Annotated in this window: 23 protein-coding genes, 1 tRNA gene and 1 other RNA gene; 12 read left to right on the top strand and 13 right to left on the bottom strand. The window is 73.5% G+C overall.

From position 1 onward, the window contains the following. Positions 1-19: 19 nt before the first annotated feature. The 7 genes from R3E88_06385 to R3E88_06415 all read right to left on the bottom strand — a co-directional run bounded on the left by R3E88_06385 (position 20) and on the right by R3E88_06415 (position 5,386). Complete coding sequence (locus R3E88_06385) at positions 20-610, bottom strand: ADP-ribosylation factor-like protein (GenBank protein MEZ4216087.1); 591 nt, start codon at positions 608-610, stop codon at positions 20-22. Between the two features lie 12 nt (positions 611-622). Beyond that, a complete protein-coding gene (locus R3E88_06390) occupies positions 623-1,111 on the bottom strand; it encodes a roadblock/LC7 domain-containing protein (GenBank protein MEZ4216088.1) in 489 nt (162 codons plus the stop codon). A gap of 147 nt (positions 1,112-1,258) precedes the next feature. After that, positions 1,259-1,861 carry a recombination mediator RecR gene (gene recR, locus R3E88_06395; protein ID MEZ4216089.1) on the bottom strand — a complete coding sequence of 201 codons (603 nt, stop codon included), beginning with the start codon at positions 1,859-1,861 and terminating at the stop codon, positions 1,259-1,261. Further along, on the bottom strand, positions 1,858-2,217 hold the full coding sequence (locus R3E88_06400) for a YbaB/EbfC family nucleoid-associated protein (GenBank protein ID MEZ4216090.1): 360 nt from the start codon (positions 2,215-2,217) through the stop codon (positions 1,858-1,860). The genes recR and R3E88_06400 overlap by 4 nt, the downstream gene beginning before the upstream one ends. Beyond that, the gene (gene dnaX / locus R3E88_06405; GenBank protein ID MEZ4216091.1) at positions 2,214-4,166 is read right to left on the bottom strand and encodes a DNA polymerase III subunit gamma/tau; all 1,953 of its coding nucleotides are present in this window, start codon (positions 4,164-4,166) and stop codon (positions 2,214-2,216) included. Before dnaX ends, R3E88_06400 begins: the two co-directional genes overlap by 4 nt. A gap of 64 nt (positions 4,167-4,230) precedes the next feature. Beyond that, positions 4,231-4,331, bottom strand: an RNA gene (gene ffs / locus R3E88_06410) — signal recognition particle sRNA small type. A 71-nt stretch (positions 4,332-4,402) separates the two neighbouring features. Beyond that, positions 4,403-5,386: a sterol desaturase family protein gene (locus R3E88_06415; protein ID MEZ4216092.1), complete on the bottom strand. Its 984-nt coding sequence runs from the start codon at positions 5,384-5,386 to the stop codon at positions 4,403-4,405. Positions 5,387-5,559: 173 nt separating this feature from the next. Between R3E88_06415 and R3E88_06420 the strand changes: the two genes are divergently transcribed. The 3 genes from R3E88_06420 (at position 5,560) to R3E88_06430 (ending at position 11,973) form a co-directional block, all read left to right on the top strand. Further along, on the top strand, positions 5,560-7,944 hold the full coding sequence (locus R3E88_06420; protein ID MEZ4216093.1) for a hypothetical protein: 2,385 nt from the start codon (positions 5,560-5,562) through the stop codon (positions 7,942-7,944). A 191-nt stretch (positions 7,945-8,135) separates the two neighbouring features. Next, complete coding sequence (locus tag R3E88_06425) at positions 8,136-11,540, top strand: PilC/PilY family type IV pilus protein (protein MEZ4216094.1); 3,405 nt, start codon at positions 8,136-8,138, stop codon at positions 11,538-11,540. Between the two features lie 70 nt (positions 11,541-11,610). Next, positions 11,611-11,973: a hypothetical protein gene (locus R3E88_06430; protein ID MEZ4216095.1), complete on the top strand. Its 363-nt coding sequence runs from the start codon at positions 11,611-11,613 to the stop codon at positions 11,971-11,973. Between the two features lie 160 nt (positions 11,974-12,133). Here R3E88_06430 and R3E88_06435 read toward each other — a convergent pair. Then, positions 12,134-12,225: transfer RNA gene (locus tag R3E88_06435), tRNA-Ser, on the bottom strand. A 184-nt stretch (positions 12,226-12,409) separates the two neighbouring features. Between R3E88_06435 and infA the strand changes: the two genes are divergently transcribed. The 6 genes from infA to R3E88_06465 all read left to right on the top strand — a co-directional run bounded on the left by infA (position 12,410) and on the right by R3E88_06465 (position 18,263). Beyond that, positions 12,410-12,658, top strand: a complete 249-nt coding sequence (gene infA, locus R3E88_06440; GenBank protein ID MEZ4216096.1) for a translation initiation factor IF-1 — start codon at positions 12,410-12,412, stop codon at positions 12,656-12,658. A gap of 27 nt (positions 12,659-12,685) precedes the next feature. Further along, positions 12,686-13,324, top strand: a complete 639-nt coding sequence (locus tag R3E88_06445) for an acyltransferase (protein ID MEZ4216097.1) — start codon at positions 12,686-12,688, stop codon at positions 13,322-13,324. 84 nt (positions 13,325-13,408) lie between these two features. Continuing rightward, positions 13,409-14,347, top strand: a complete 939-nt coding sequence (locus R3E88_06450; protein ID MEZ4216098.1) for a formyltransferase family protein — start codon at positions 13,409-13,411, stop codon at positions 14,345-14,347. Between the two features lie 78 nt (positions 14,348-14,425). Next, positions 14,426-15,226: a hypothetical protein gene (locus tag R3E88_06455; GenBank protein ID MEZ4216099.1), complete on the top strand. Its 801-nt coding sequence runs from the start codon at positions 14,426-14,428 to the stop codon at positions 15,224-15,226. A gap of 196 nt (positions 15,227-15,422) precedes the next feature. Next, positions 15,423-17,519, top strand: a complete 2,097-nt coding sequence (gene fusA / locus R3E88_06460) for an elongation factor G (GenBank protein MEZ4216100.1) — start codon at positions 15,423-15,425, stop codon at positions 17,517-17,519. Between the two features lie 54 nt (positions 17,520-17,573). After that, positions 17,574-18,263 carry a hypothetical protein gene (locus R3E88_06465; protein ID MEZ4216101.1) on the top strand — a complete coding sequence of 230 codons (690 nt, stop codon included), beginning with the start codon at positions 17,574-17,576 and terminating at the stop codon, positions 18,261-18,263. A gap of 17 nt (positions 18,264-18,280) precedes the next feature. On the opposite strand, the gene R3E88_06470 is transcribed toward R3E88_06465, so the two are convergent. Next, positions 18,281-18,811: a TerB family tellurite resistance protein gene (locus tag R3E88_06470; GenBank protein MEZ4216102.1), complete on the bottom strand. Its 531-nt coding sequence runs from the start codon at positions 18,809-18,811 to the stop codon at positions 18,281-18,283. Between the two features lie 120 nt (positions 18,812-18,931). On the opposite strand from R3E88_06470, the gene R3E88_06475 reads away from it, so the two are divergent. Genes R3E88_06475 through R3E88_06485 form a run of 3 tightly spaced genes read left to right on the top strand, consistent with a single transcriptional unit; the run spans position 18,932 to position 20,165 of the window. After that, complete coding sequence (locus R3E88_06475) at positions 18,932-19,300, top strand: ArsC/Spx/MgsR family protein (GenBank protein ID MEZ4216103.1); 369 nt, start codon at positions 18,932-18,934, stop codon at positions 19,298-19,300. Positions 19,301-19,311: 11 nt separating this feature from the next. Next, the gene (locus R3E88_06480; GenBank protein ID MEZ4216104.1) at positions 19,312-19,932 is read left to right on the top strand and encodes a sigma-70 family RNA polymerase sigma factor; all 621 of its coding nucleotides are present in this window, start codon (positions 19,312-19,314) and stop codon (positions 19,930-19,932) included. After that, positions 19,929-20,165 (top strand): zf-HC2 domain-containing protein, encoded by a 237-nt coding sequence (locus R3E88_06485; GenBank protein ID MEZ4216105.1) that lies wholly within the window; start codon positions 19,929-19,931, stop codon positions 20,163-20,165. The genes R3E88_06480 and R3E88_06485 overlap by 4 nt, the downstream gene beginning before the upstream one ends. 13 nt (positions 20,166-20,178) lie before the next feature. On the opposite strand, the gene R3E88_06490 is transcribed toward R3E88_06485, so the two are convergent. The 4 genes from R3E88_06490 to R3E88_06505 form a co-directional block, all read right to left on the bottom strand. Further along, a complete protein-coding gene (locus R3E88_06490) occupies positions 20,179-21,702 on the bottom strand; it encodes a mercuric reductase (protein MEZ4216106.1) in 1,524 nt (507 codons plus the stop codon). Position 21,703: 1 nt separating this feature from the next. Further along, positions 21,704-22,519 (bottom strand): TVP38/TMEM64 family protein, encoded by an 816-nt coding sequence (locus R3E88_06495; GenBank protein ID MEZ4216107.1) that lies wholly within the window; start codon positions 22,517-22,519, stop codon positions 21,704-21,706. 67 nt (positions 22,520-22,586) lie between these two features. Then, entirely contained in the window at positions 22,587-23,633 is a 1,047-nt protein-coding gene (gene arsS, locus R3E88_06500) for an arsenosugar biosynthesis radical SAM protein ArsS (GenBank protein MEZ4216108.1), read from the bottom strand. Between the two features lie 3 nt (positions 23,634-23,636). Continuing rightward, on the bottom strand, positions 23,637-24,836 hold the full coding sequence (locus R3E88_06505; GenBank protein ID MEZ4216109.1) for a methyltransferase domain-containing protein: 1,200 nt from the start codon (positions 24,834-24,836) through the stop codon (positions 23,637-23,639). Positions 24,837-24,945: the final 109 nt, after the last annotated feature.

Below are 24,945 nucleotides of genomic sequence, written 5' to 3' on the forward strand. Positions count from 1 at the left end.
GGGAGCCGGGGGCGGCGCGCTAGCCGCCGAGCTTCTTCAGGTCGGTCAGCACGCCCTTGGCGACGGCCTTGAGCGTCTCGAAGACGCCCTTGCCGACGGTCGCGCAGGCCTCGAACTCCGGGACGCCGTTCGGGTTGAGCACCCGTCGCATCTCCTCGAGCGGCGCCGCGTTCGGGAGGTCGCGCTTGTTGTACTGGATCACGTACGGGAGCTTCGCGAGGTCGTAGCCCTGCTCGCGCAGGTTCACGCCGAGGTTCTCGAGACTCTCGACGTTCGCCTCCATGCGCTCGATCTGGCTGTCGGCCACGAACACGACGCCGTCCACGCCCTTCAGGATGAGCTTGCGACTCGCGTCGTAGAAGACCTGGCCGGGCACCGTGTACAGATGGAAGCGCGTCTTGAAGCCGCGGATCTCGCCGAGCGCGAGCGGCAGGAAGTCGAAGAAGAGCGTGCGCTCCGTCTCCGTCGCGAGGGAGATCATCTTCCCCTTCACGTCGGGATTCGTCTTGCTGTAGATGTACTGCAGGTTCGTCGTCTTCCCGCACAGGCCCGGGCCGTAGTAGACGATCTTGCAGTTGATCTCGCGCGACGAGTAGTTGATGAACGACATGGGTGCGGCCGCCTAGTCCGAGAACAGGTTGTCGATGTCGTCGTCGGTGATCTCGGCGAACGGAGAGCCCCCGGCGCGCGCGTCTTGCTCGGTCTTCTTCTCGATGTCCTCGAAGATCTTCGCCAGCTCGCCGGTCGCCTTCTTCACGCGCAGCCGCACCAGGCCGAGCGAGCTGCGGTCGTCGAAGATGACCACCAGGATGATGCGCGTCCCCACCATCGTGATGTGGAGGTTGTCGCGCTGGCCCTGGTGGAAGTGGGTCGGGAACTCCTCCTCGCCGACGATCTTGGCGAGGCCGCCGGTCGCTGCGATGCAGCCGGCCGTGAGCGAGGCGAGGCTCGTGCTGTCGATGCCGGTGAGTTCGCCGGCCTCGGCCATCAGGTGACCGTTCTTGTCGACGAGGAAGACGCCCTTCGAGTTGGCGTCGCGCACGAGCCGCGAGATGACGACGAGGATGCGTTTGTGGTCCTCATCGCGCATGACGAGCTGGGCTTCGAACATCGGCAGGCGCCTCTGTAACCGCTCGGAATGACGAGGATTCCGGTGCAATCTATCCGGAGCCCACTCCAAGGGCAACCAAGTTGACGACGGGCGGCATCGGATTCGCCACCCGGCGGCTTGAGTGCGGCATTCGCCGGAGCGGCCGCACTAGCGATCGAGCGGGCGCCGATGCTCGAGCGACCGGCCCACCGTCACGTGGTCCGCGTACTCGAGGTCGCCGCCGAGCGGCATGCCGTAGGCGATGCGCGAGAGCGCGACGCCCGCGTCGGCGAGCCGGTCGGCGATGTAGTGCGCGGTCGCGTCGCCCTCGGCGTTCGGATTCGTGGCGAGGATGACCTCGCGGACGTCGCCCGCGCGCACGCGCGCCTCGAGCTCGCCGATCCGCAGCTCGTCGGGGCCCACGCCGTCGATCGGCGACAGCGTGCCGCCGAGCACGTGATAGTGGCCGCGGTAGCCGCCGCTCCGCTCGACCGCGACGAGGTCGGCCGGCTCCTCCACCACGCACACGAGCGCCGCGTCGCGCGAGCCGTCGCGGCAGACGCCGCAGGGCGATGCGTCCGTCAGGTTGAAGCATCGCTCGCACAGCACCGTGTCCTGCTTGAGCCGCGCGATCGCGTCGCCGAGCTCGGCGACGAAGCCGTCGGCCGCGCCGAGCAGGAAGAAGGCGAGCCGCGTGGCCGACTTCTCGCCGATGCCGGGCAGCCGCCGCAGCGCCGCGACGAGCCGGTCGATCGCCGGCGACGTCTTCACGCCGAGCCGCCGAAGAGCTTGCCGAGCGCGTCTCCGAGGCCGCCGCCGAGCGCTCCTCCGAGCCCGCCCGAGGCGCGCTCGAGCTCTTCGCGCGCCACGCGCTGGGCGTTCGCGAGCGCGGCGTTCACGGCCGCGGCGCACAGGTCGCCGAGCATGTGCGCGTCGCCGGTCGCGAGCATCTGCGGCTCGATCTCGACGGCGTGGACGCGCAGCTGTCCGTCGACGACGGCGCGCACCATGCCGCCACCCGCGGTTCCCTCGATGCGTCGGTTCGCGAGGTCGCGCTGCACCTCGGCGAGACGCGACTGCATCTCCCGCGCACTCGCGAGCAGCTTGCCGAGGTCGGGTGCGCTCACGTGCGCGCGCCTCGCGGCCCGCCCGGCGCGATGGGCTGGATGTCGACGATCGACGCGCCGAGCACCTCGAGCGCGGTGTTCACGCCCTCGTTGTGGAGCGCGGCCTGGCGCGCACGGCGGGCGGCCTCGCGGCGGAGCGCCGAGGCGTCGTCGCCGTCGCGCTGCGGGGCGTCGTCGCGCGCACCGCGGGCCCGGCGCGGCGGCGGCGTCGACTCGGCGCAGCGGATCTCGACCGTCGTCGGCTCGGCGAAGAACTCCGAGCAGACCGCTTCGAGCGCGGCGGCCCGGTCGCGCAGGCGGCGCGCCTGGAAGTCGCTTCCGAGCTCGATCGCGACGAAGCCGCTCTGGCGCTCGACGAGCCTCGCGTCGGCGAGCGCCGCGAAGCCTCCGCGGTCGCGCTCCTGGGCGAAGGCGCGGAGGCGGTCGAACACCACGGGAAGCGGAGCCTCGTCGGCGCGCGGTCCGCGCGCCCGCGACGGCGCGGCGCGGGTCGACCCGAAGGCGGAGTCGTCGCCGCGCCCGTCGACTTCGGCGTCGGGGTCGCCGAAGTCGACGTCGTCCGGGAAGGGCACGTCGTCGTCGAGGGCCGCGCGGGTCGGGGCGGACGCGCGCGGAGGCGCCGACCGGGGCGCCGCTTCGCCGGGCGCGCTGCGGGGCGGGGCGTCGGCTGCCGCGCGGCGGGGAGGCGCGTCGTCGGGAGGCGTGCCGCGGCGCGCCGTCGGAGGGCCGGGCTCGCCTCGCGCGGGCGGCGTCGATCGCGCCGGTGCTCCCTCGCCGCCGCGCCCGCCGCCCACGTTGCCGCCGCCTGCGAGGCGCCGCTCGAGCGCGTCGAGCCGGGCGAGCAGGCGCGCGACGTCCTCGCCGTCGGGCATCGTCGCGAGCCGCACGATCGCCATCTCGAGCACCGCGTAGGGCTGCGGCGCCCAGGCGAGATCCTCCTGCTCGCGGACCATCGCGCGGAACATGCGGCGCAGCCTCGCGGCGTCCGTCGATCCGGCGAGCGTGCGCAGCTCCTCGAGCTCGGCGTCGCTCGCCTCGACGAGCTCGCCGTCGGGCGCGATCGCGAGCACGACGAGGTCGCGCAGCAGCGCGATCAACGCGGCCGCCAGACGCTTCGGGTCGCTGCCGGAATCGACGGCGCGCGCGCACGCGTCGAGCGCGGCCGCGGCGTCGCGCTCGATGCACGCGCGCGCGATCGCGAGCAGCACGCGGCGGTCGATCAGGTCGAGCACGGTCGCGACCGTCTCGTCGGAGATCTCGTTGCCGCCGTAGGCGATCAGCTGGTCGAGCAGCGTCTGCGCGTCGCGCATCGAGCCGTCGCCCTCGAGCGCGATCGAGACCAGGCTCGCGCGCGAGAGCGAGACGCCCTCCGCCTCCGCGATCCGGCCGAGCTGATCGGCGACGTCGGCGATCCGGATGCGCCGCAGGTCGTAGCGCTGGCAGCGCGACACGACCGTGAACGGGATCTTCTCGGGGTTCGTCGTCGCGAAGAGGAAGAGGCTGCTCGGCGGCGGCTCCTCGAGCGTCTTCAGCAGCGCGTTGAACGCAGCCGTCGAGAGCATGTGCACCTCGTCGACGACGAAGATGCGGTGCTTGCCGGGGGAGGGCGCGTAGCGGATCGACTCGATCAGCTCGCGCACGTCGTCGACGCTGGTGCGGCTCGCCGCGTCGACCTCCTGCACGTCGGTCGAGCGACCGGCGCTGATGTCGCGGCACGCGTCGCAGGTGCCGCACGGGGTCTCCGTCGGACCCTTCTCGCAGTTCAGGCAGCGAGCGACGATGCGCGCGATCGTCGTCTTGCCGACGCCGCGCGGTCCCGTGAGCAGGATGGCGTGCGGGACGCGGCCGGTGCGGATCGCGTTGCGCAGCGCGGTCGTGACGTGCGCCTGCCCGACGACCTCGTCGAAGGCCTGCGGCCGCCACTTTCGCGCGATGACCTGGTAGCTCAAGCGGGGGCCTCGCTGGGGGCGCGGCGCGCCGGAGGGCGCGCCGCGCGAGGCTGCGGCAACAGAAGACCGCAGGGCACCCCCGCTCGCAACCGAATCCCCGCTACGGCTGCTCCCTTCCGGGCCTGACCGGGTTCACGAGTCTCCGAGCTCGAGCGGGACCCTGCGATCCCCTCTTGCCGCAGGACGGCGCAGGGTACCGCGCGGCGTGCGCCGGGTCGACGGCGCGCGGCGTGCGCTCAGGCGGTGTCGGCGCGTTCCGCGAGCGCGCGGGACTCCGCCCGGATGCGCCGCCACGCGAAGGGCGACGCGAGCTGTCGCCAGAACGTCGTCGGGAACGCGGGCAGGTCGGCGAGCCCGATGTGCTCGGGCGGCTCGCGATCCTTCGGCCAGAAGAACGTCCCGAACACGAGGTCCCAGACGCTCGAGTTCTGTCCGTAGTTGTGGTTCGCCTCGGCGATCGTCTTCGAGTGGTGCCAGCGGTGGAGCTCGGCCATCGAGAAGAAGTAGTTGAGCGGGCCGATGCGCGTCGCGAGGTTGGCGTGCTGGAAGTAGCCGTGCACCGCGGAGACGACGCTGAAGAGGAGCAGCACCTCCTCGCCCGCGCCGAGCGCGACGAGCGGCCCGAATCCGAGCAGACCGTCGAGCGCGATGTCGAGCGGGTGGAAGCGCGACGCGTTCAGGAAGTAGAGGCGCGGCACGCTGTGGTGCGTCGCGTGGATGCGCCACAGGAAGTCGACCTCGTGCTCGAGCCGGTGCGCCCAGTACTTCGGCAGCTCGGCCGCGACGAGCGCGAGCACGAGCTGCGCGGCGATCGGCCAGTGCGCGGGCCAGAGCGTCGCGCCGAGGGCCGCGCTCGCCCACGCCGACGCCTGGAAGCCGAGCCAGATGGCGCCCGCGCCGGCGATCTGGCTCGTCACCGTGACGGTCGGGACGTAGGCCATGTCGACGCGCAGGTCGCCCGTCGAGTGCAGCCACGACGCGTGATGCGGGAAGAGCCGCTCGAGCACCGCGACGACGACGGCCGTCGCGAGCAGGAGCGCGAACGCGGCGATGTCGGCGCGGCCCGCCTGGAACGACGCGTGCGCGGCGACGAGCGTCGAGCCGAGCACGACCGGGAAGGCGGTGTGCGCGACCAGCCGCCGCGCCCAGCCCTCCTTCGCGGCGGCCCCGCTCGCGGAGACCGGCTCGAACCCGCTCCCGTCTCGGCTCGCTTCCGTCACGCTCGCTCCCGCGCGCGTCGCCCGGAGGTCCTGCGCGCGGCGGATCCTACTTCGGCGGCGCCGCGCGGGGCGATCGCGATCGCGCGCGAGCGACGCCGATATACTCGCCGCGCCGTCGGTTCGATCCCATCGATGGCGACGCGCGCGCGGGCGCGAAGGGGAGGGGAATCGCCGTGCCCGCCCTGCGACGCGGCCGCGATGCGCTCCACTCCGTTCGCGCGCGCGTCGCGCGGCGCCTCGACGACAGCGCCGCGCTGCGCGCGCTGCTCGCGCTCGCGGCGTGCGTGGGAGCGACGACGGGCGTCGCGGTACTGCGCGCGGGCGGCGAGGCGGCCGACCCGGCCGCGCGCTTCGGCGTCGCGTTCGCCGCCTCGTGGTGGGTCGGGCGCGTGCTGCGCGTGCGCGGCGAACGCTTCCTCGGGGCGAGCGGGTTCGCCGTCTTCCGCGACCCCGTCTTCGAAGCGCTCGCGGGCGCGCTCGCGCAGGCGTGCGCGTGGCTCGTCGCATCGGCGGTGTGGAAGCGAGCGCTCGGCCTGCACGCACCCCTCCTCGATTGGGCGGGCGCGCCGCAGTGGAGCGGCCTCGCGCTCCCGGCGCTCGCGCTCCTGCTCGCGCTCGCGGCATCGCTCGGGCCCGTCGCGCGCGCGATCGCGCCGCGTCGCTCCGACCTCGCGCCGCCCATCGCGTTCCTCGCCGTCTTCGCGTGGACGTGCGGCGCGCACTGGCGCGCGCTCGCGCCGTACAGCTCCGATCCCGCGCAGCACATCGCGTGGCTCGCGCAGCTCTCGTCGTTCGGCTTCGCGCCCGACGTCTACGGGCAGACGGATGCGCCCATCACGTATCCGCTCGGCTTCCACGCGTGGCTCGCCGGGCTCGGCGGCGTCGCGGGTCTTCTGCCGACGACGCTCGTCGCGATCGCGCCGCCGCTCGCTTCGGCGTGGCTCGTGTACGTCGCGGTCGCCGGCGCGCGCGCACTCGTGCCGCGCGCGAACGGACGCCGCGCGACGCCGTGGCTCGCCACCGCGGTGTTCACCGCGTCGAGCGCCGCGCTCTCGTCCGCGCAGCTCTCGGTGTGGGAGGCGTACGAAGGCACCGGTCGGCTCGCGGCCGGCGCCCTGCACGCGGTTCCCTTCGCCGTCCTGCTCGCCGCAGCAGGCGGCGTGCGCGCCTTCGCGCCGGTCGGGCGCGCGTCGCTCGCCGGCTTCGCCGCGACGCTCGCGTGCATCGCGAGCGGAGCGCTCGTCGTGCTCGTGAACCCGACGCACGCGCTGCTCCACGCGACCCTCTCCGCGACCGCGCTCGTCGCTGCGCTCGCTTCCGGCACGGCGCGCTGGCGCGGCGTCGCTCTCGGCACGGCGGCCGGCCTCGCGCTCGCCTGGGCGATGGCGGCCGGCGATCCCGCGGCCTCGCGCGCGCTCGGGTGGGGCGCGCCGCCCGATGCGGCCCTCGCGCGCGTCGAGGCGGAGTTCGGCGCCGGGATGCCCGCGGCGACCTGTGCGAGCGCGCGATGCGTGGCCGCCGCCGCGCTGCGGACACGCACGCTCGTCGACGCGCTCGTGCCGGCGCGCGTGCTCGTCGAGGGGCCGGTCCGCGCGCTGCTCGAGCCCGGGCTCGACCTGCGCCGCGCCATCCCGTTCGTGAAGGGGCCGCGCAACTTTCCGGACCCTACGGGGATCGGGATCTCACCCCTACAAGGATGGGTGCGGTGGATCCTGATCCCGCTGCCGCTCGCCCTCGTGCTGCGGCGGCGCGATGCGGCGTGGCTGCGCGCCGTGGGAGCGGTCGTCGTCGCGGCGACGCTCGACGCCGCCGGCCGCTCCGCGCTTCGGGCGTGGGTGCACGCCGACGACGCGGCGCTGCGACTCTGGCCCGACTACGCGAACCGCGCATCGGCCATCGCCTTCGCGCAGATGCTCTGGCCACTCGTCGCGGCCGGCGCCGTACTCGGCACGCGCCTCGTTCGCGAGACGGAGCGGTCGCGCGGGGCGATGGGCCGCGTCGTTCCCCTCGGAGTCGCGGTCGGGGCGCTCGCGCTCGCGTTCGCGACGGCGGAGGTCGACCTGCGCGAGCGCCAGGCGCCGCTCGCGAGCGCGGCGCGAGGCCCGACGCGGGGCGACGTCGCCGATCTCCGCGCGCTCGAGGCGCGCAGCGTGCCGGCCGGCGAGGCCTACCTCGTCGCGGCGCACGTCGCGGCGTCGAACCGCGAGCGCTGGATCGCGCCGACCGACCCGTCGCTCGCGCTGTACCTGCAGGCGGGGCGGCCCGCGCTGTTCCTCTACCACCTGTCGGTGGGGGCGCGCGTCGCGGCGAGCGACCTCGATGCCGCCTGTCGCGAGATCCGCGGCGACGTCGGGATCGGAGCGGACCGCGTCGCCCCGGCGCCCGCGCTGTTCGCGCGAGCCCGCGCGCGCTGGGTCGCGCTCGCGGCGCGCAGCGCGGGAGACGCCGAGCGCGCCTTCCGCGCGCGCACCTACTGCGGTCGAGCTGCCGCCGAGGCGTTCCCGGGCGCGCGCCTCGTCGACGCCGAAGGCGGCGTCGCGCTCTTCCGGCTCTTCTGATCTCGCGCCCTGCGCGCGGGCTCCGTTGCACGGTGCGTGCTCGCCGCCGGCGCGCGCGCTGCGCGCGGGCGATCGACGCTTCCCGCGTCAGGGAGTTTCCCCTCAAGTCGACCTTCCCGATCCCGATACGCGCGACGAATCGTCGTGCCGCACGCGATGGCGGGGTGCGTGCGCGTGGAGGATCTGGAGTCATGCGAAAGGCAATCCTCTCGCTCGCGCTCGTCGCGACGCTCGTTCCCGCGGCCCACGCGGCGGACGTCGAGACCGACCTGGCGCTCTTCTCGACCTCCGTGTCGCCGAACGTCGTCATCCTGATGGACAACTCGGGATCGATGGACAACGCGGTGTGGCACCCGAACTTCGATCCGACCGCGACCTCGCCCGGCTGCGCCGTCTTCAACAACAACTCGAGCTACGTGATCGGCGCGTCGACCTCCGGCGGCTGGTACACGTTCTGCGGTCGCACGCGCTGGCTCTACAACGACCCCGCGGCGACGGGCCAGACGCTGTGGCTCGGCCGCTACCTCAACTGGTACTTCGACCCGGCGCACGACACCGAGGCCAACGAGATCCTCACCGGGACGGCGACGCGCGTCTGCGACGGCACGACCTTCCTCAAGTACCAGCGCAGCCGCATCACGGCGGCGAAGCAGGTCGTCATGGACACGATCTGCGAGCTCGACGCGTCGCGCGACGTGCGCGTGGGCCTCGCCATCTTCCGCGACGGCGCCGACCCGCACGGCGGCTACCTGCGCGTCGGCGCGGACGACCCGTCGACGACCCAGTTCACCGCGCTCGAGAACGCGGTGTCGGCGACCGACGCCGACACGTGGACGCCGCTCGGCGAGTCGCTCTTCCAGATCTACACGTACTTCATGACGCGCGACTCGACGAAGTCGCCGGTCGGGCAGAACGGCACGACCGCCTTCCCGCTCTACCGCTACAGCACGAGCACGTCGGGCAACGGCGGCCAGTACCTGTCGAGCATGTCGAGCGTGATCCCCTCGCCCGTCCAGTACGAGTGCCAGAAGAACTTCGTCGTGATCATCACGGACGGCGAGCCGACGATGGACGACTTCGACACCGACGGCACCAACGAGGACCTGGGCTTCGGTCAGTTCGCCCAGCTGATCGGCGACTACAACGCCGACGGCGAGGTGGAGACGGGCTACGCCTCGGAGGGCGCGCTCTACCTCGACGACATCGCCAAGTTCATGGCGACCAACGACTTCGACACCACGCTCGCCGGCGACCAGCTGATCGACGTCTACACGATCGGCTTCACGACGTCCGGCGCGGCGAACGCGCTGCTCGACAAGACCGCCGCCCAGGGCAACGGCATCTTCTTCACGAGCAACAGCGCCGAGGAGCTCACGGTCGCGATCACGAGCGCGATCACGAACATCCTCGAGAAGACCCAGTCGTTCACCGCGGCCACGGTGCCGTCCGCGCGTACGACCGACGGCGGCAGCTTCTTCACGAGCTTCTTCCTCCCGTCCGCGAAGCGCGCGCTGTGGGAAGGCCACGTGCGCGCCTTCACGATCGACGCGGCCGGCAACATCCTCGACTCGCTCGGCAACTGCGCGCTCGACGACCCGGACGGCGGTGGCGAGTGCAACAGCGGGCCGTTCTTCCCGTCGGCCCTCGAGTGGTGGGACGCGGCGGCCCAGGTGCCCGCGGCCGGCTCGCGCAAGCTCTACACCTCGAAGGTCGTCTCGGGCAACGCGACGCGCGTCGACTTCTCGAGCGCGCTCACGGCCGCCGACCTCGGGATCCAGGCCTTCGCCGTTCCGCCGGCGTCGGCCCCGAACCCGATCTACCCCGGCAGCGTCGCGCTCAACGAGGAGGGCCTCGCCGACGAGGTCGTGTCGTACGCGCGCGGCTGCAACTTCGCGACCGGCGTGTCGGGCGCGGACGTCTCGGCGACCGTGGCCTGCGCCGGCCGCACGCCGATGCTGGGCGACATCTTCCACTCGGCGCCGCTCGTCGTGTCGCGGCCGCGCGTGCTGTGGCCGGACGCGTCCTACCTCGCGTTCAAGTCGACCTACGCGACGCGCGATCGCATGCTCTACGTCGGCGCGAACGACGGCTTCCTGCACGCGGTGCACGCCGGCAGCTGGCAGGCGGGTGCGACGCCGCCCTCCTACGACGCGGGAACGGGCGGCGAGAAGTTCGGCTTCATGCCGTGGTACGCGCGCAAGAACATCAAGAACCTGTACGTCGATCGCCCCGACGACCGCACGCACTACGTCGACGGCTCGCCGCAGGCCGCCGACGTCTGGATCCATCCGACGGCGACGACGGCCTCGAAGAACCTCTCGGGCTCGGAGTGGAAGACGGTGCTCGTCGGCGCGATGCGCGGCGGCGGCCCGGTGACCTACGCGCTCGACGTCACGAACCCCGCGTCGGGCTCCTACCCCGGCTACATGTGGGAGTTCCCGAAGGAGACGGACCCCGACAACGCGGCGGTCGCGACCTCGTTCCTGCCGTTCGTCGGCGAGACGTGGGGCCAGCCGATCATCACGCGCGTCCGCGTCAACGTCGCCGCGAATACGAACGGCAGCGCGGGCTACGAGCGCTGGGTCGCGGTGGTGACGGGCGGATACGACACGACGGGCGACCCGAACGACCCGGTCAACTACGACCCGAACGGCACCAAGGGCCGCTCGATCTCGATCATCGACGTCAAGACGGGCGAGGTGCTCGCTTCGAAGCGCTACGACCCGACGGCCTCGGATGCCGCGAAGGACATGCTCTACGCGATCCCGTCGACGCCCTCGGTGCTCGACATCGACGCGGACGGCTTCGCCGACGTCATCTACGTGGGCGACCTCGGTGGCCAGGTGTTCAAGTGGGTCGTGTCGCCGGTGGGCGAGGACCGCGTGAACGACGGCTCGCCCGCGAGCGACTACAGCCAGCCGAACTGGGACTTCTCGGTGTTCTTCCAGGCGCCGACGACGTTCGACGGCAGCACGGGCACGACCTACTACAAGAGCTTCTACTTCCCGCCGGCGGCGGCGAAGCTCGGCTCGAGCCTGTGGCTGTCCTTCGGCTCCGGCGAGCGCAAGAACCTGAACTTCCCCGGCATCCCCGGGCTCGACGAGAACAACCGCTTCTACGTCGCGAAGGACGCCGACCCGGAGAACACGCTCGGCGTCGCCGCGCCGGTCGTCGAGACCGACCTCACGGACGTGTCGGGCAGCTCGGCGTGCGCCTCGCTCTCGACGCCCGGGTACTTCTTCACGCTGCCCGACGGCGAGAAGTTCGTCACGCGCACCGACATCTTCGCCGGCCTCGTGTTCGTCGCGAGCTACGTGCCGCCGGTGACGACGGATCCGTGCAACCAGATCGGCAACGCGGCGATCTACATCTTCTCGCTCGCGTGCGGCGAGGGCTACTTCGTCGACGGCTCGGGCAACGCGGATCGCAAGCTCGACCTCGACGTCGCGATGCCGACCGATCCGCAGGTCTCGGTGGGCCCGGACGGCAAGGACAACCGCATCTACATCGAGCTGTCGAACGCCGAGCTCATGAGCATCGGCATGCCCGACGTGGACGGCGCGGTGACGTCGCTCTACTGGCGAATGCTCGACTGACGGGAGCGCGTCCGCGCGAGCACCGCTCGCCGGCGCGCACCGCGTCTCGAGCCACGAGGAGAGAAGGGACATGAAGCGCAGCATCGCGACCGCGGTACTCGCCGTCTTCTGCACGATCGCGCTGGCCGGAGCCTCCGTCGCGCGCCCGGGCGCCGACGGCGTCGAGAAGGGGGCGGGCTTCGTCGAAGAGGTCGACCTCGTGCAGGGCACGCTCACGGTCGCCTCGCAGAAGATGACCGTCGACGAGCACGCGACGATCACGGACGAGAAGGGCAACGCGCTCTCGCTCGAGGAGCTCCAGGCCGCGAAGCCCGGCCCGATGCCCGGCCTCTTCGAGGTCGACGACGCCGACCGCATCGCGTTCCACGCCGCGCGCCAGGGTCGCGGCTGGCGGCTCGTCTCGGCCGTTCGCGTCGCGCGCGGAGTCGAGTGACGAGAGGCCGCTCGCGTTCACCCGCCCCGGGAAGGGGCTGCGGGCGCGCTCCGCTCCGGCGGGCGCGCCCGCGCTGCATCCGGGGAACGACCGCGCGCACGACGCGCCGACGCGTTCACGCGCGCGGGCGTCGCCATCGGGAGCGATGCGGAAGCGGAGATGGCGGAGAGGGTGGGATTCGAACCCACGGAAGGCTTGCACCTTCACCTGATTTCGAGTCAGGCCCGTTCAACCGGACTCCGGCACCTCTCCGCGAGGGCCGCGGAATCTAGCAGCGATTCCGACTCCGGCTCGATCCGCCGCGCGCGTCGTGCCCGCGCCCGGGCCGCGTGCTAGGGTGCGCGCCGCTCGTCGAGCGCCTTCGTTGCGGGACGGGCATCCGCGAGATTCCGGTGCTCCGGCGCGTCCGGGGCGAGTGAAGAGGGGAGCGCCGCGCTTGGCCCGTGACGACCTGATCGCTGCCGACGGGACCGTCGAGAAGATCCTCGGGGGTGGGAAGTACCAGATCACCCTCGACACCGGTCAGACGGTCACCGCGCAGCTCTCGGGTCGCATGCGGCGCTTCCGCATCCGCGTGATCCCCGGCGACCGCGTCACCGTCGGTCTCTCGCCCTACGACCCGACGCACGGCTTCATCACGTTCCGCCTGCGCGAGGGGCAGTCCGGCCCCGGCGCCTCTTCGTAGGTCCGCTTCCTGCGCGTTCCGTGGCACGTGCGCGTCGCGCTCCGCGCGATCCGCGCGCGCGACCGCCGCCGCCTCGCGCGCCTCGCGCGCGCGCACCCCGGCGTCGCGATCCACCCGGGCGCCAGCACCAATCTCGCGGTCGCGCGCTTCGAGCTCGGGCCCGGCGCGCGCGTCGAGATCGGCGACGGCGTCGTGACGGAGCGGACGCCGCGCGCGCTGCGCATCCACGTCGCGGCGGGAGGCGAGCTGCGCATCGGCGCCGGCACCTGGCTGCGCACGGAGGTCGAGGGCGTGCAGCTCGTCGTCTACCCGGGCGCGCGGATGACGATCGGCGCCGACGGCTTCCTGAACGGCTGCTTCCTGTCCGCGAAGAGCGAGCTCGCCACGGGCCTCCGCACGTGGATCGGGCCGGGCTCGCGCGTGTACGACGCCGACCAGCACGACATCGACGCGGAGACGCCCGAGCGCCGCGCGCCCGTGCGGATCGGCGACTTCACGTGGATCGCGTCCGGCGTCACGGTGCTGAAGGGCGTGACGATCGGATCGCACTGCGTCGTCGGCGCGCACTCGCTCGTCACGAGCGACGTGCCCGACCACGCGCTCGCGTTCGGCGTTCCCGCGCGCGCCCGCGGCCGCGTCGGCGATCGCTCGAGCGTGCGGCCCTGACCGGTGTGTGCGCGCCCGCGTGAGCTCGCGCCACCGCGCGCGAACGCGCCGCGCGGCGGCGTCACTCCGGGGTAGGCTGTGCGCATGACCACGCCCCGACCCCTCCGCATCGCCGTATTCGGCCAGGCGCCGTTCGGGCGCGACGTGACGCAGCGGCTCGCCGACGCGGGCCACGTCGTCGTCGGCGTGTACGCGCCGCCGCCCGGTGCGCGACCCGACCCGCTCGCCGCGCTCGCCGAGGAGCGCGGCTGGCCGCTCTTCCGCCACGCGCGCTTCCGTCGCAAGGGCGAGCCGATCCGCGAGCTCGTCGACGAGTACGCCGCGCTCGGCGCCGAGCTCAACGTCATGCCGTTCACGACCGTGATCCTTCCCGAAGCGATCGTCGACGCGCCGCGCCACGGCTCGCTGTGCTTCCACCCGTCGCGCCTTCCCGCGCATCGCGGCGGCAGCGCGATCCCGTGGCAGATCATCCTCGGCGCGACCGAGACGGCCGCGACCGTGTTCCGACCCGACGGCGGCGTCGACACCGGGCCGATCGTCGTCCAGAAGGCGGGCATCCCGATCGCGCCGGACGACACGGCCGCCTCGCTCTACTTCGACAAGCTCTACCCGGCGGGCATCGAGGCGATGGTCGAGGCGGTCGAGGCGGTGGCGGCGGGGACGGCGCGATTCACGCCGCAATCCGAGGCGGGCGCGAGCCACGAGCCGCTGCTCGCCGACGAGCACGCGCGCATCGACTTCGCGGCCGAGGCCGGCGTCGTCGACCGCCTCGTGCGCGGGTGCGACCCGAACCCGGGCGCGCACGCGCGGCTCGGCGAGGAGACGGTGCGCGTGTTCGGCGCGTCGCTCGAGCGCGTCGACGCGGGCGCGCCGGCGGGCACGGTGCTCGCGCCGGACGCCGCGGGCCGGCTGCGCATCGCGCTGCGCGGCGGCGTGCTCGCCGCGGCGAAGGTGCGCCGCGGCGACGGCCCCAAGGTCGCGGCCGCCGACGCCGGCATCGCGCCCGGTGTGCGCCTCGCCTGACGAGCTCGCGCGGGCGGCCGCCGATGCGGGCGCCCGCGCGGGCGCGGCGCTCGCCGCCGCGCTCGCGCCGTTCGGGCTGTGTGTTCGCGCGCCTGCGCGCCGCCGACCACGACGCGCGCGTCGCCGCCGGCTGGCGCACGCGCGCGCTCCTCGTGGACGCCGACGCGGGCCGCGGCGCGCGACGCCGACGGCGGCCGGGACGACGGCGCACCCGAACGCGCCGACGGCGCCGACGGCGCCGGCGCGGAGGTCGCGCTCGTCGGCGGCCGAGGCCGCGCGCTCTTCGACGCCTTTCGCACGAGTGCCGAGGCGCGCGACGGCGCTCCCGACCCGCTCGACCGCTTCGTCCGGCGCGGCCTGCGCGCGGCGCGCGACGCCCTTCGCGCGGCGGCCCGCGCGAGTGCGGTCGCGCACTACGACGAGCGCCGCGCCTCGCCGGGCGGTGTTCCGACCTTCGTCGATCTGCTCGCGCTCGCGCGCGCGGCCGGCGTCGGTGCGCCGAGCCCGCTCGGCCTGCTCGTGCATCCCGAGCTCGGACCGTGGTGGTCGCTGCGCGCGCTCGTCGCGGCCGACGGCGCGCTCGGCGCCGCGCCCGCGCCGCCGTGCGGCGAACGCGCGCCCGCGCCGTCGCCGTGCGACGCCTGCCCGGCGCCGTGCGTGTCCGCGTGTCCCGGGCATGCGGTCCGCCGCGATGCGCCCTTCGATGTCCGCGCCTGCGGCTCCGAGCGCATCCTGCGCGGCGGCTGCGCGGCCGCGTGCGCCGCGCGGCGCGCGTGCCCGGTCGGTCGCGCGCACGCCTACGACGCGGACGCCGAGGCCCACCACCAGCGCGCAGCGGCCGTCGGGCTCGCCGCCACCGCCGATCCGCCGCGCGGGTGACGCGCGCATCGGGAGCGGGCGCGCTCGAGCGCGCGTCCTCCCGCGGGGCCGCGGCGCGCCGGGGCTCGCCGCTCGCGCGCGTCCACGCTAAGGTGCGCGCCCACGTCGGCCTCCTGTCGGCCGCGTGCGGCCCCCACGCTCAATCCTTCGTTGCTTTCGATTCGGCCCCGCGCAGGGCGGGGCAGGCGAGGCGAGTATGCTCGGCGACCTCTCGAAGATCCGGAACATCGGCATCAGCGCCCACATCGACTCGGGCAAGACGACGCTCACGGAGCGCGTCCTGTTCTACACGGGTCGCATCCATGCCATCCACGAGGTGCGCGGCAAGGACGAAGTCGGCGCGACGATGGACTCGATGGAGCTCGAGCGCGAGCGCGGCATCACGATCGCGTCCGCGGCGACGTTCTGCGAGTGGAAGGGTCACCACGTCAACATCATCGACACGCCCGGCCACGTCGACTTCACGATCGAGGTCGAGCGCGCGCTGCGCGTGCTCGACGGCGCGGTGCTCGTGCTGTGCGGCGTCGCGGGCGTGCAGTCGCAGTCGATGACCGTCGACCGCCAGATGCGCCGCTACAAGGTCCCGCGCCTCGCCTTCATCAACAAGCTCGACCGCTCCGGCGCGAACCCGCAGCGCGTCACCACGCAGCTGCGCGAGAAGCTCGGCCACAACGCCGTGATGATGCAGCTGCCGATCGGGCTCGAGAACGACTTCGCCGGCGTGATCGACCTGATCTCGATGAAGGCGATCCACTTCGAGGGTGACAACGGCGAGCACGTCGTCGAGAAGGAGATCCCGGAGGAGCTGCGCGACGACGCCGAGATGGCGCGCGAGCAGATGCTCGACGCCGTGTCGATGTTCAGCGACGAGCTGATGGAGGCCGTGCTCGAGGGCAACCCGAGCGAGGAGCTGATCCACGCCGCCATCCGCAAGGGCACGCTCTCGATGGAGCTCACGCCCGTCTTCCTGGGCTCGGCCTACAAGAACAAGGGCGTCCAGCGGCTGCTCGACGCGGTCACGCTCTACCTGCCGGCGCCGATCGACATCTCGAACTCGGCGGTCGACCTCGAGAACGACGAGGCGCCGGTCGCGATCGAGTGCGACCCGAACAAGCCCACGATCGCGCTGGCGTTCAAGCTCGAGGACGGGCGCTACGGACAGCTCACCTACGTGCGCGTCTACCAGGGCCACCTCGAGAAGGGCGGCACGATCATCAACAGCCGCACGCGCAAGAAGCACAAGGTCGGCCGTCTCGTCCGCATGCACGCGGACAAGATGGAGGACATCGAGAAGTCGACGGCCGGCGACATCGTCGCGCTGTTCGGCATCGAGTGCGCCACGGGCGACACGTTCTGCGACGAGTCGGTGCGCATCTCGATGACGTCGATGCACGTGCCGAAGCCCGTGATCTCGCTGTCGATCAAGCCCAAGGACAACAAGGCGCAGGACAACATGTCCAAGGCGCTCGGCCGCTTCGTGCGCGAGGACCCGACCTTCCACGCCGGCGTCGACCCGGAGAGCGGCGAGACGGTGATCTCGGGCATGGGCGAGCTCCACCTCGACGTGTACGTCGAGCGCATGAAGCGCGAGTACAGCTGCGAGGTCGAGACGGGCCAGCCGCAGGTCGCCTACCGCGAGACGATCAGCCGCCGCGTCGAGTACAGCTACACGCACAAGAAGCAGACGGGCGGCTCCGGCCAGTACGGCTGCGTCATGGGCTGGGTCGAGCCCATCACCGAGGGCGACACGGAGTTCGAGTTCGTCAACGAGGTGAAGGGCGGCAACGTCCCCACCGAGTACATCCCGTCGGTCGAGAAGGGCTTCCGCAGCTCGATCGTGAAGGGCCGGCTGATCGGCTTCCCGGTGACGGGCATCCGCATCTGCCTGAACGACGGCAAGTCGCACTCGGTCGACTCGTCCGACAACGCCTTCCAGGCCGCGGCGCGCGGCGCGTTCCGCGAGTTCTACCCGCGCGCCAAGCCGATCATCCTCGAGCCGGTGATGAAGGTCGAGGTGGAGGGCCCGGTCGAGTTCCAGGGCGCGATGCTGAAGAGCATCATGCAGCGCCGCGGCACCGTCGTCGGCACCACCGAGGACGACTCGGGCTTCGCGCGCGTCGAGTCCGAGGTGCCGCTCTCGGAGATGTTCGGCTACGCGACCGACCTGCGTTCGCTCACGCAGGGCAAGGCCGAGTTCTCGATGGAGTTCTCGCGCTACATGCCCGCGCCCGGCGAGGTGCAGGAGGAGCTCAAGAAGAAGTACGCGTCGAAGCTGGTGGACGAAGAGGACTAGACCATCGGCGCCGTCTTCGCGGCCCGGCCGCGAAGCTCAGAGGGAACGCATCGCATGTATCGCAAGTTCGTGAACGCGCGCAGCCCGCTCCGCCTGCTCGAGAAGGGGCTCCACGGCGGCCTCGGGGCCGGCAACCTCGGCCTCCTGCTCGCCGGCCGCGGCGTCGGGAAGACGCCCTTCCTCGTGGGCGTCGCGCTCGACGAGGCGCTGCGCGGGGGCAACGTGCTCCACGTCGCCCTCGACCAGACCGTCGCGCACGTGAAGCTCCACTACGATGCCGTCTTCGACGACTTCGCGGCGACCACGCACCTCGACGACGTCGCCGTCACTCGGCAGGAGATCGACCGTCGGCGCAACATCCGCGCCTACTCGGCCGCGAGCTTCTCGGCGAGCAAGCTGCGCGAGGCCGTGAAGGTCGAGGCCGAAGCGGGCAACCGGCCGGCGCTGATCCTGATCGAGGGCGTCGACCTGCCGGCGCTCGACCGCGCCGAGCTGCTCGAGACGAAGGCGCTCGCCGGCGAGCTCGGCGCCGAGGTCTGGCTCTCGGTCGCGACCGAGGACGAGAAGGTCGCCGCGCTGCCGGCGGCCGTGCGCCTCGTCGAGGACGTGGTCGGCGTGATCCTCGCGCTCGAGCCCGAGACGGACGCGATGAAGCTGCGCGCGCTGAAGGACCACGAGAACCCCGACGTCTCGGCCCTGCACGTCGCGCTCGACCCGAACACCCTGCTGCTCGTCCGGAGCTGACGGCCGCGCCGCCTCGCCTAGCGTCGCGCCAGCGACGCCAGGCGGTCGCGGAAGCGGCTGCGCACCGCGAGCGCCTCCTCGCGCGCGAAGCCGAGCTCCTCGCCGATCGCGAGCGCTTCCTGGCTCTCGCTCTCCGCGATGCTGCCGTCCGCCGCCGCGATCGCGAACGCCGCTTCGAGCACGGCCAGCCGCTCGGCGCGCGTCGCGATGCCGCGCAGCTCGCGCGTGACGAGGTAGTTCTCCGTGCCGCCGAGCAGGTGGCCCTGGTCGATCGCGAGCTCGGTGACGAGCGCGGCCTCGCTCTCGTCGAGCCCGCCGTGCTCGCGCACCGCTTCCTGCATGAGCCGCGACTCCTCCTCGACGACGCGCAGGTCGGCGTGCGCGACGCGCGCGAGGACGTACGCGAAGGCGGCGAGGTAGCGCGCGCGCTCCGCCGGCAGCCGCGCGAGCGCGGCCGCGATGCGGCGCACCGAGGCCGTCTCGCCGACGGCGGCGGCCGCGCCGCGCGCGGCGCCTCCGATTCCGAGCAGGCTTTCGAGCAGCGACATCCGGGCCCCTCGCGCGCACCGCGCCGCACCGGCGCGCCGCGGCGCGCCATGCTGGCCCATCGCGCCGGCTCGCGCAGCCCGGCCGGGTGATAGAGTGCGCGCGCGCCGATGGAGGACGCGATGCCGCTGCCCGCACGCGACGACGAGCTCCAGCTGCTCCACAACCCGCGCTGCTCGAAGAGCCGCGCCGCGAAGGAGCTGCTCGAGAGCCGGGGCGTCGCGTTCGCGGTGCGCCTCTACCTCGAGGAGCCGCTCTCGCGGGCCGAGCTCGACGACCTCGAAGGCCGGCTCGGACGCCCGCCCGGCGAGTGGGTGCGCACGAAGGACGAGGCGTTCCGTGTCTCCGGGCTCTCGCCGGCATCGGAGCCAGGCGCGATCAAGGACGCGATCGCGCGCGCGCCCGCCCTGCTCGAGCGACCGATCCTCGTGCGCGGCCGGCGCGCCGTCGTCGGCCGACCCACCGAGGACCTCCTCGCTCTGCTTCCGTGAGGGCTCGCGCCATGGATCGAGTGGAGACGCCGTCGGAAGCCGCGATCGAGGAGGAGGCGAAGCTCGTCGCCGCGCTCCAGCGCGGCGAGGCCCAGGCCTACGAGCGCCTCGTGCGCGCGAACACGCCGCGCATGCTGGTCGTCGCGCGGCGCTACCTGCAGACCGACGAGGACGCGCGCGACGCGGTGCAGGAGGCCTTCGTGTCGGCGTTCCGCGCCATCGATCGCTTCGAGGGCGGCGCCCAGCTCTCGACGTGGCTGCACCGCATCGTCGTCAACGCGTGCCTGATGCGGCTCCGCACCCGGCGCCGCAAGCCCGAGCAGAGCATCGAGGAGCTGCTGCCGCGGTTCCGCGAGGACGGCCACCTCGAGGCGCCGACGACCGGCTGGCGCAGCGGCGCCGATCGCCAGCTCGAGCGCAGCCAGACGCGCGCCGCCGTGCGCGAGGCGATCGATCGCCTGCCCGAGAGCCACCGCACCGTGCTGCTGCTTCGCGACATCGAAGGCTTCGACACGGAGGAGGCCGCGCGCGAGCTCGGGATCACGCGCGGCGCCGTCAAGACCCGGCTCCACCGCGCGCGGCTCGCGCTGCGCGAGCAGCTCGAGCCGCACTTCCGCCGGAGCGAGCCATGAACTGCCGCGAGTTCGTCGACTTCCTGATGGCCTACCTCGACGAGGAGCTCGAGCCCGTGGCGCGCGACGTCTTCGAGGGGCACATGGGCGCCTGTCCGTCGTGCAAGGACTACCTCGACACCTACGCCGACACGATCCGCCTCGGACGCCTCGCCTGCGCGGACGACGGCGTGCCGTGCGACGCGCCCGAGGAGCTCGTCGCGGCGATCCTCGCGGCGCGCCGCGCGGAGTAGGCGCGCCGCGCGACTAGCGTCGCGCGCGCAGCAGCGCGTCGAACACGCGCTTCACGGTGGGCGTGAGCCGCGTGCGGTTGTACGCGTCGCCGAGCCGGCGGATCGCCTCGGCCTGGGTCGGATAGGGGTGGATCACGCGCGCGAGCGCGCCGAGGCCGGTACCCGCCGCCATCGCGACCGCGATCTCCCCGATCATCTCGCCGGCGTGCCGGTTCGCGATCGTCGCGCCCACGATGCGATCGCGGCCGCGCTCGGTGTGGATCTTCACGAAGCCCGCTTCGGTGCCCTCCGCGATCGAGCGGTCGACGTCGGCGAAGTCGATCGCGTAGGTGTCGACCTCGATGCCGCGCTCCCGCGCTTCCGCGTCGGTGAGCCCGACGTGCGCGATCTCCGGGTCGGTGTACGTGCAGCGCGGGACGCGCAGCGCGGACAGCTTCGCGCGGCCGAAGAAGAGCGCGTTCTGCACGACGGTGCGCGCGGCGAAGTCGGCGGCGTGCGTGAACTTCTGCGCCATGCACACGTCGCCGCACGCGAAGATGCGCCGGTTCGTCGTGCGCAGGCGGTCGTCGACCGCGATGCCCTGCGGCCCGGTCGCGACGCCGACCGCCTCGAGGCCGAGCCCCTCGACGTTGGGAGCGCGCCCGACGCCGACGAGGATCGCGTCGACGTCGAGCGTCGAGGTGCCGCGCGGGCCTCCGAGGTGCGCGCGCTTCGCGGGCCCGCCGTCGACGAGCTCGACGCGCCCGAGCGACGTGCCGAGCCGGAGGTCGACGCCGTCGCGCTCGAGCGCGGCGCGAAGCACGCTCGCGGCGTCCGCGTCCTCGCGCGCGAGGAAGCGGTCGGCCATCTCGACGAGGGTGACGCGCGCCCCGAAGCGCGCGAAGGCCTGCGCGAGCTCGCAGCCGATCGGGCCGCCGCCGAGCACGAGGAGGCGCTCCGGCAGGGCGCGCAGCTCGAAGACCGTCTCGTTCGTGAGGAAGCCGGCGTCGGCGAGGCCGGGGATCGCCGGCACGACGGGGCGCGCGCCCGTCGCGACGACCGCGCGCGCGAACGGGAGGCGCACGCCGCCGACGTCGACGTGGCGGTCGTCGGCGAAGCGCGCCTCCCCGAAGTACACGTCGACGCCGAGCTCGCGGAAGCGGTGGGCGGAGTCCGCGGGGCTGATGCGGTGGCGGATGGCGCGCATGCGCTCCATCACGGCCGCGAAGTCGACGCGGGGCTCTCCGCCGACGCGCACGCCCAGCGCGCCGGCCTCGCGCACGCGCGCGGCGGCGTGTGCGGAGGCGAGCAGCGCCTTCGACGGCACGCAGCCGACGTTCAGGCAGTCGCCGCCCATCCAGTGGCGCTCGACGAGGGCGACGCGCGCGCCGACGCCGGCCGCACCCGCGGCCGTCACGAGGCCGGCCGTGCCGGCGCCGAGCACGACGAGGTTGTAGCGGCCGGCGGGCGTGGGCTGGACCCAGTCGGGCGGGTGGACGTTCGCGATCCGCCCCGCATCGGGGTCGACTCCCGCGTCGACGTGGCTCGAGGCGTGCATGCTAGTTCTCCCCTCCCTCTGGAGCGCCGGCCTGCGCGCCGACCTCGCCGTGCGTCGCGTCGGAGAGTGCACGCCGCGCGATGCGCGTGACCTGCACCGTGACCGCGATCGTCGCCGCGAGGCCGAGCACCGTCACCCAGAGGCTTCCGGCGCCGTCGCGCGGCGCTCCACTCGCGATCGCTGCGACGTCGCCGATGGCCTTGCCGTAGTAGACGTAGAGCAGCGTGCCCGGGAGCATCCCGACCGAGGCGAGCGCGTAGTCGCGCAGGCGCACGCGCGTGAGGCCGAGGGCGTAGTTGAGCAGGCTGAACGGGAAGACCGGCGACATGCGCAGGAGCAGCACGATCTGGAACCCGCTCCGCGCGACGGCGCGGTCGATCGCCGCGAAGCGCGCGTCGGCGGCGACGCGCCGCTCGACGAAGCCGCGCGCCGCGTACCGCGCGATCAGGAACCCCGCGACCGAGCCGGCGACGGCGGCGACGAAGACGTAGAGCGTCCCCCAGGCCAGGCCGAAGATCGCGCCGCCGGCCAGCGTGAGCAGCGAGCCGGGAACGAGGGCGGCGACGGCGAGCGCATAGCCCGCGACGAACGCGAGCGGCGCCCACGCGCCGAGCGTCTCCACCCACGCGGCGAACGACTGGAGGTGCGCGGCCGCCTCCGTCCCGAACGCGTAGAGCAGCGCGAGCCCGCCGGCGGCGAGCAGCACGCGCAGGGCGAACGGGCTGCGCGGAAGGGGCACGACGTCCGCGCCCGCGTCGGTGTCGGACGGGCGGGGTGTCGGGGCGCGGGCGGGGCTCGGTTCGTCGGGCAGCGTCATCGGAGTCTCCATGGCGCGTTCGATGCCGGGCCGCACCGCGCGATGCGCGCGCCGTCCCGCGCGCGGACTAGCGTACGAGCGCGCCGCCGCAGCTCGACCCCGCACCGGCCGTACAGCCGAAGCAGTGCGCGGCGGTCGCGATCCGCGCGCCGGTGAGCGGCCCGAGGTCGTCGACGTCGAAGATCGTCGCGACGCCCGCCCCGAGCGCGATGCCCTCGGCCTGGTGGAAGTCGCAGTCGTAGAGCCGCCCCTCGTGGTCGACCGAGACGAGCGCGCGGCACATGAGGCCGTCGAGCGCGACGGGGTTGAAGTGCGCGGCGAGCAGGCTCGCGTACTCCGCCGCGCGTCCCTCGCGGGCGAGCGCGTGCGCGAAGCGGCGGATCGGCATGTTCGCGATCGCGAGCAGGTCGTCGAACTCGACGCCGAAGTCCTCGCGCAGCGCGTGGCGGTAGTCGCGCGCGAGCGCGGCCTGGGGCGGCGGGAGCGACGCGCCGACGGGGTTGTAGACGAGGTCGAGCCGCAGGCCCGAGCCGGGGCGCGCGTAGCCGAGCGCATTCAGCGCACGCAGGGCCTCGATGCTCGCGGCGAACACGCCGCGACCGCGCTGGCGCTCGACGTTCTCGCGCGAGTAGCAGGGGAGGGAGGCGACGACCTCCACGCCCTGCTCGGCCAGGAAGCGCGCCGTGTCCTCCTGGCCGGGCTCGAAGAGCACGGTCAGGTTGCAGCGGTCGATCACGCGCCGCCCGAGCGCCCGCGCGCCGCGCACGAGAGCGCGGAAGTGCGGGTCGAGCTCGGGCGCGCCCCCCGTGAGGTCGAGCACCTCGATGCGGAGGTCGTTCGCGAGCAGCGCGAGCACGCGCTCGGCGGTGCGGTCGTCGATCGCCTCGGTGCGCTTCGGCCCGGACTCGACGTGGCAGTGGTGGCAGGCGAGGTTGCAGCGCTTGCCGACGTTGAGCTGCAGCGTCGTCGCGCGCTCGCGGACGAGCGGGCCGAGGCCCCGCTCGCCGAGCGCGTGCGCGAAGGCGTCGGTGTCCGCGGGCGCGCGCGGCGCGCCGCGGGACGCCCCGGGCCGCGCCTCCCGCGAGGCCGCCGTCGTGCCGGTGCGCGCGCGCATCGCCTAGCAGCAGCTCCCGTCGCCGCACGTCTCCGTCGCGCGGTAGGCCTCGCCCTTCGTCTCGCGGGGGCTGCGCGGCGTCGTGCGCGCGCAGTCGAACGCGCGGCGCGCGTCCGCCGGGATCGCGATGCGCGGCTCGATCGCGATCGTCTCCGGCGCATACGGCTCGCGCGTCAGCAGCGCGAACGTCTTCGCGCACACCGCGTGGCGCACGCCGCGCTCGAACACGTGCCCGTCGTCGTCCTCCACGCGTCGCCACGGGCCGCGGTAGACGACGGCCTGGTTCGCTTCGAGGCACGCGCCGTGCTTGCCCTTGTGCGCGGTCACCGTCACCGAGCGGAACACGATGCCGTCGACCACCGCGAACGGCTCGCTCTCCCACTTCGCGATCGAGATGCCGTGGAAGCCCGCCTCCTCGAGTGCGCGCAGCAGGTCGAGCTCGTGGAACGCGCCGGAGATGCAGCCGCTCCACAGCTCCGGGTCGTCCTTCAGCGACGCCGGCACCGGCTCGTCGCTCACGATGTCCGAGATCGCGATGCGCCCGCCGCGCCGCAGCACGCGGAAGATCTCGCGCACGAGGCCGCGCTTGTCCTGCTCGCGCACGAGGTTCAGCACGCAGTTCGAGACGACGAGGTCGACGCTGTCGTCGGCGACGAGCGGCTCGTCGCGGCGCAGCCGCTCGCACTCGCGTTCGAGCACCGCGACGTCGTCGGCCGCGCGGACCGGGTGCGCGGCGAGCCAGGCGTCGACGCGGTCGAGGTCGAGCGCGAGGTCCTGGATGCGTCCGCGCCGGAACTCGGTCGTCGCGAAGCCGACCGCGTCCGCGACGACGGGCGCGGCGCGCCGCGCGAGCGCGAGCATGTCGGGGTTCGCGTCGACGCCGATCACCCGGCCGCTCGGGCCGGCGATCTGCTGCGCGATGAAGGCGATCTTCCCGCCGCCGCTGCCGAGGTCGAGCACGGTGTCGCCCTCGCGCACGAAGCGCGACGGGTCGCCGCACCCGTAGTCGCGTTCGACGACCTCGTCGGGTACGACGGCGAGCCAGCGCGGGTCGTAGTCGACCGGGCAGCAGAGCGCGGCCTCGCGCACGCGCGCGGCCGCGGCGTACCGGTCGCGCACCGCGTCCTCGACGGCCGTGGGGCGCACGGCGTCACCGGCGGCGGTGCGATGTGCGGACTCGGAGTCGCGCTGGGGCGGGGTCATGCATCGCTCCTCTCGGCGCCTACGTCGAGGCGCGTTCGCCGGTTACGCCGCGTGCGCGTCCGCTATGCTGCGCTGCCCGCTCGACGGCGGCCGCGCCCGCACCCGGGCC

The organism is Myxococcota bacterium, from assembly GCA_041389495.1.
GTDB lineage: Bacteria > Myxococcota_A > UBA9160 > UBA9160 > UBA4427 > JAWKRT01.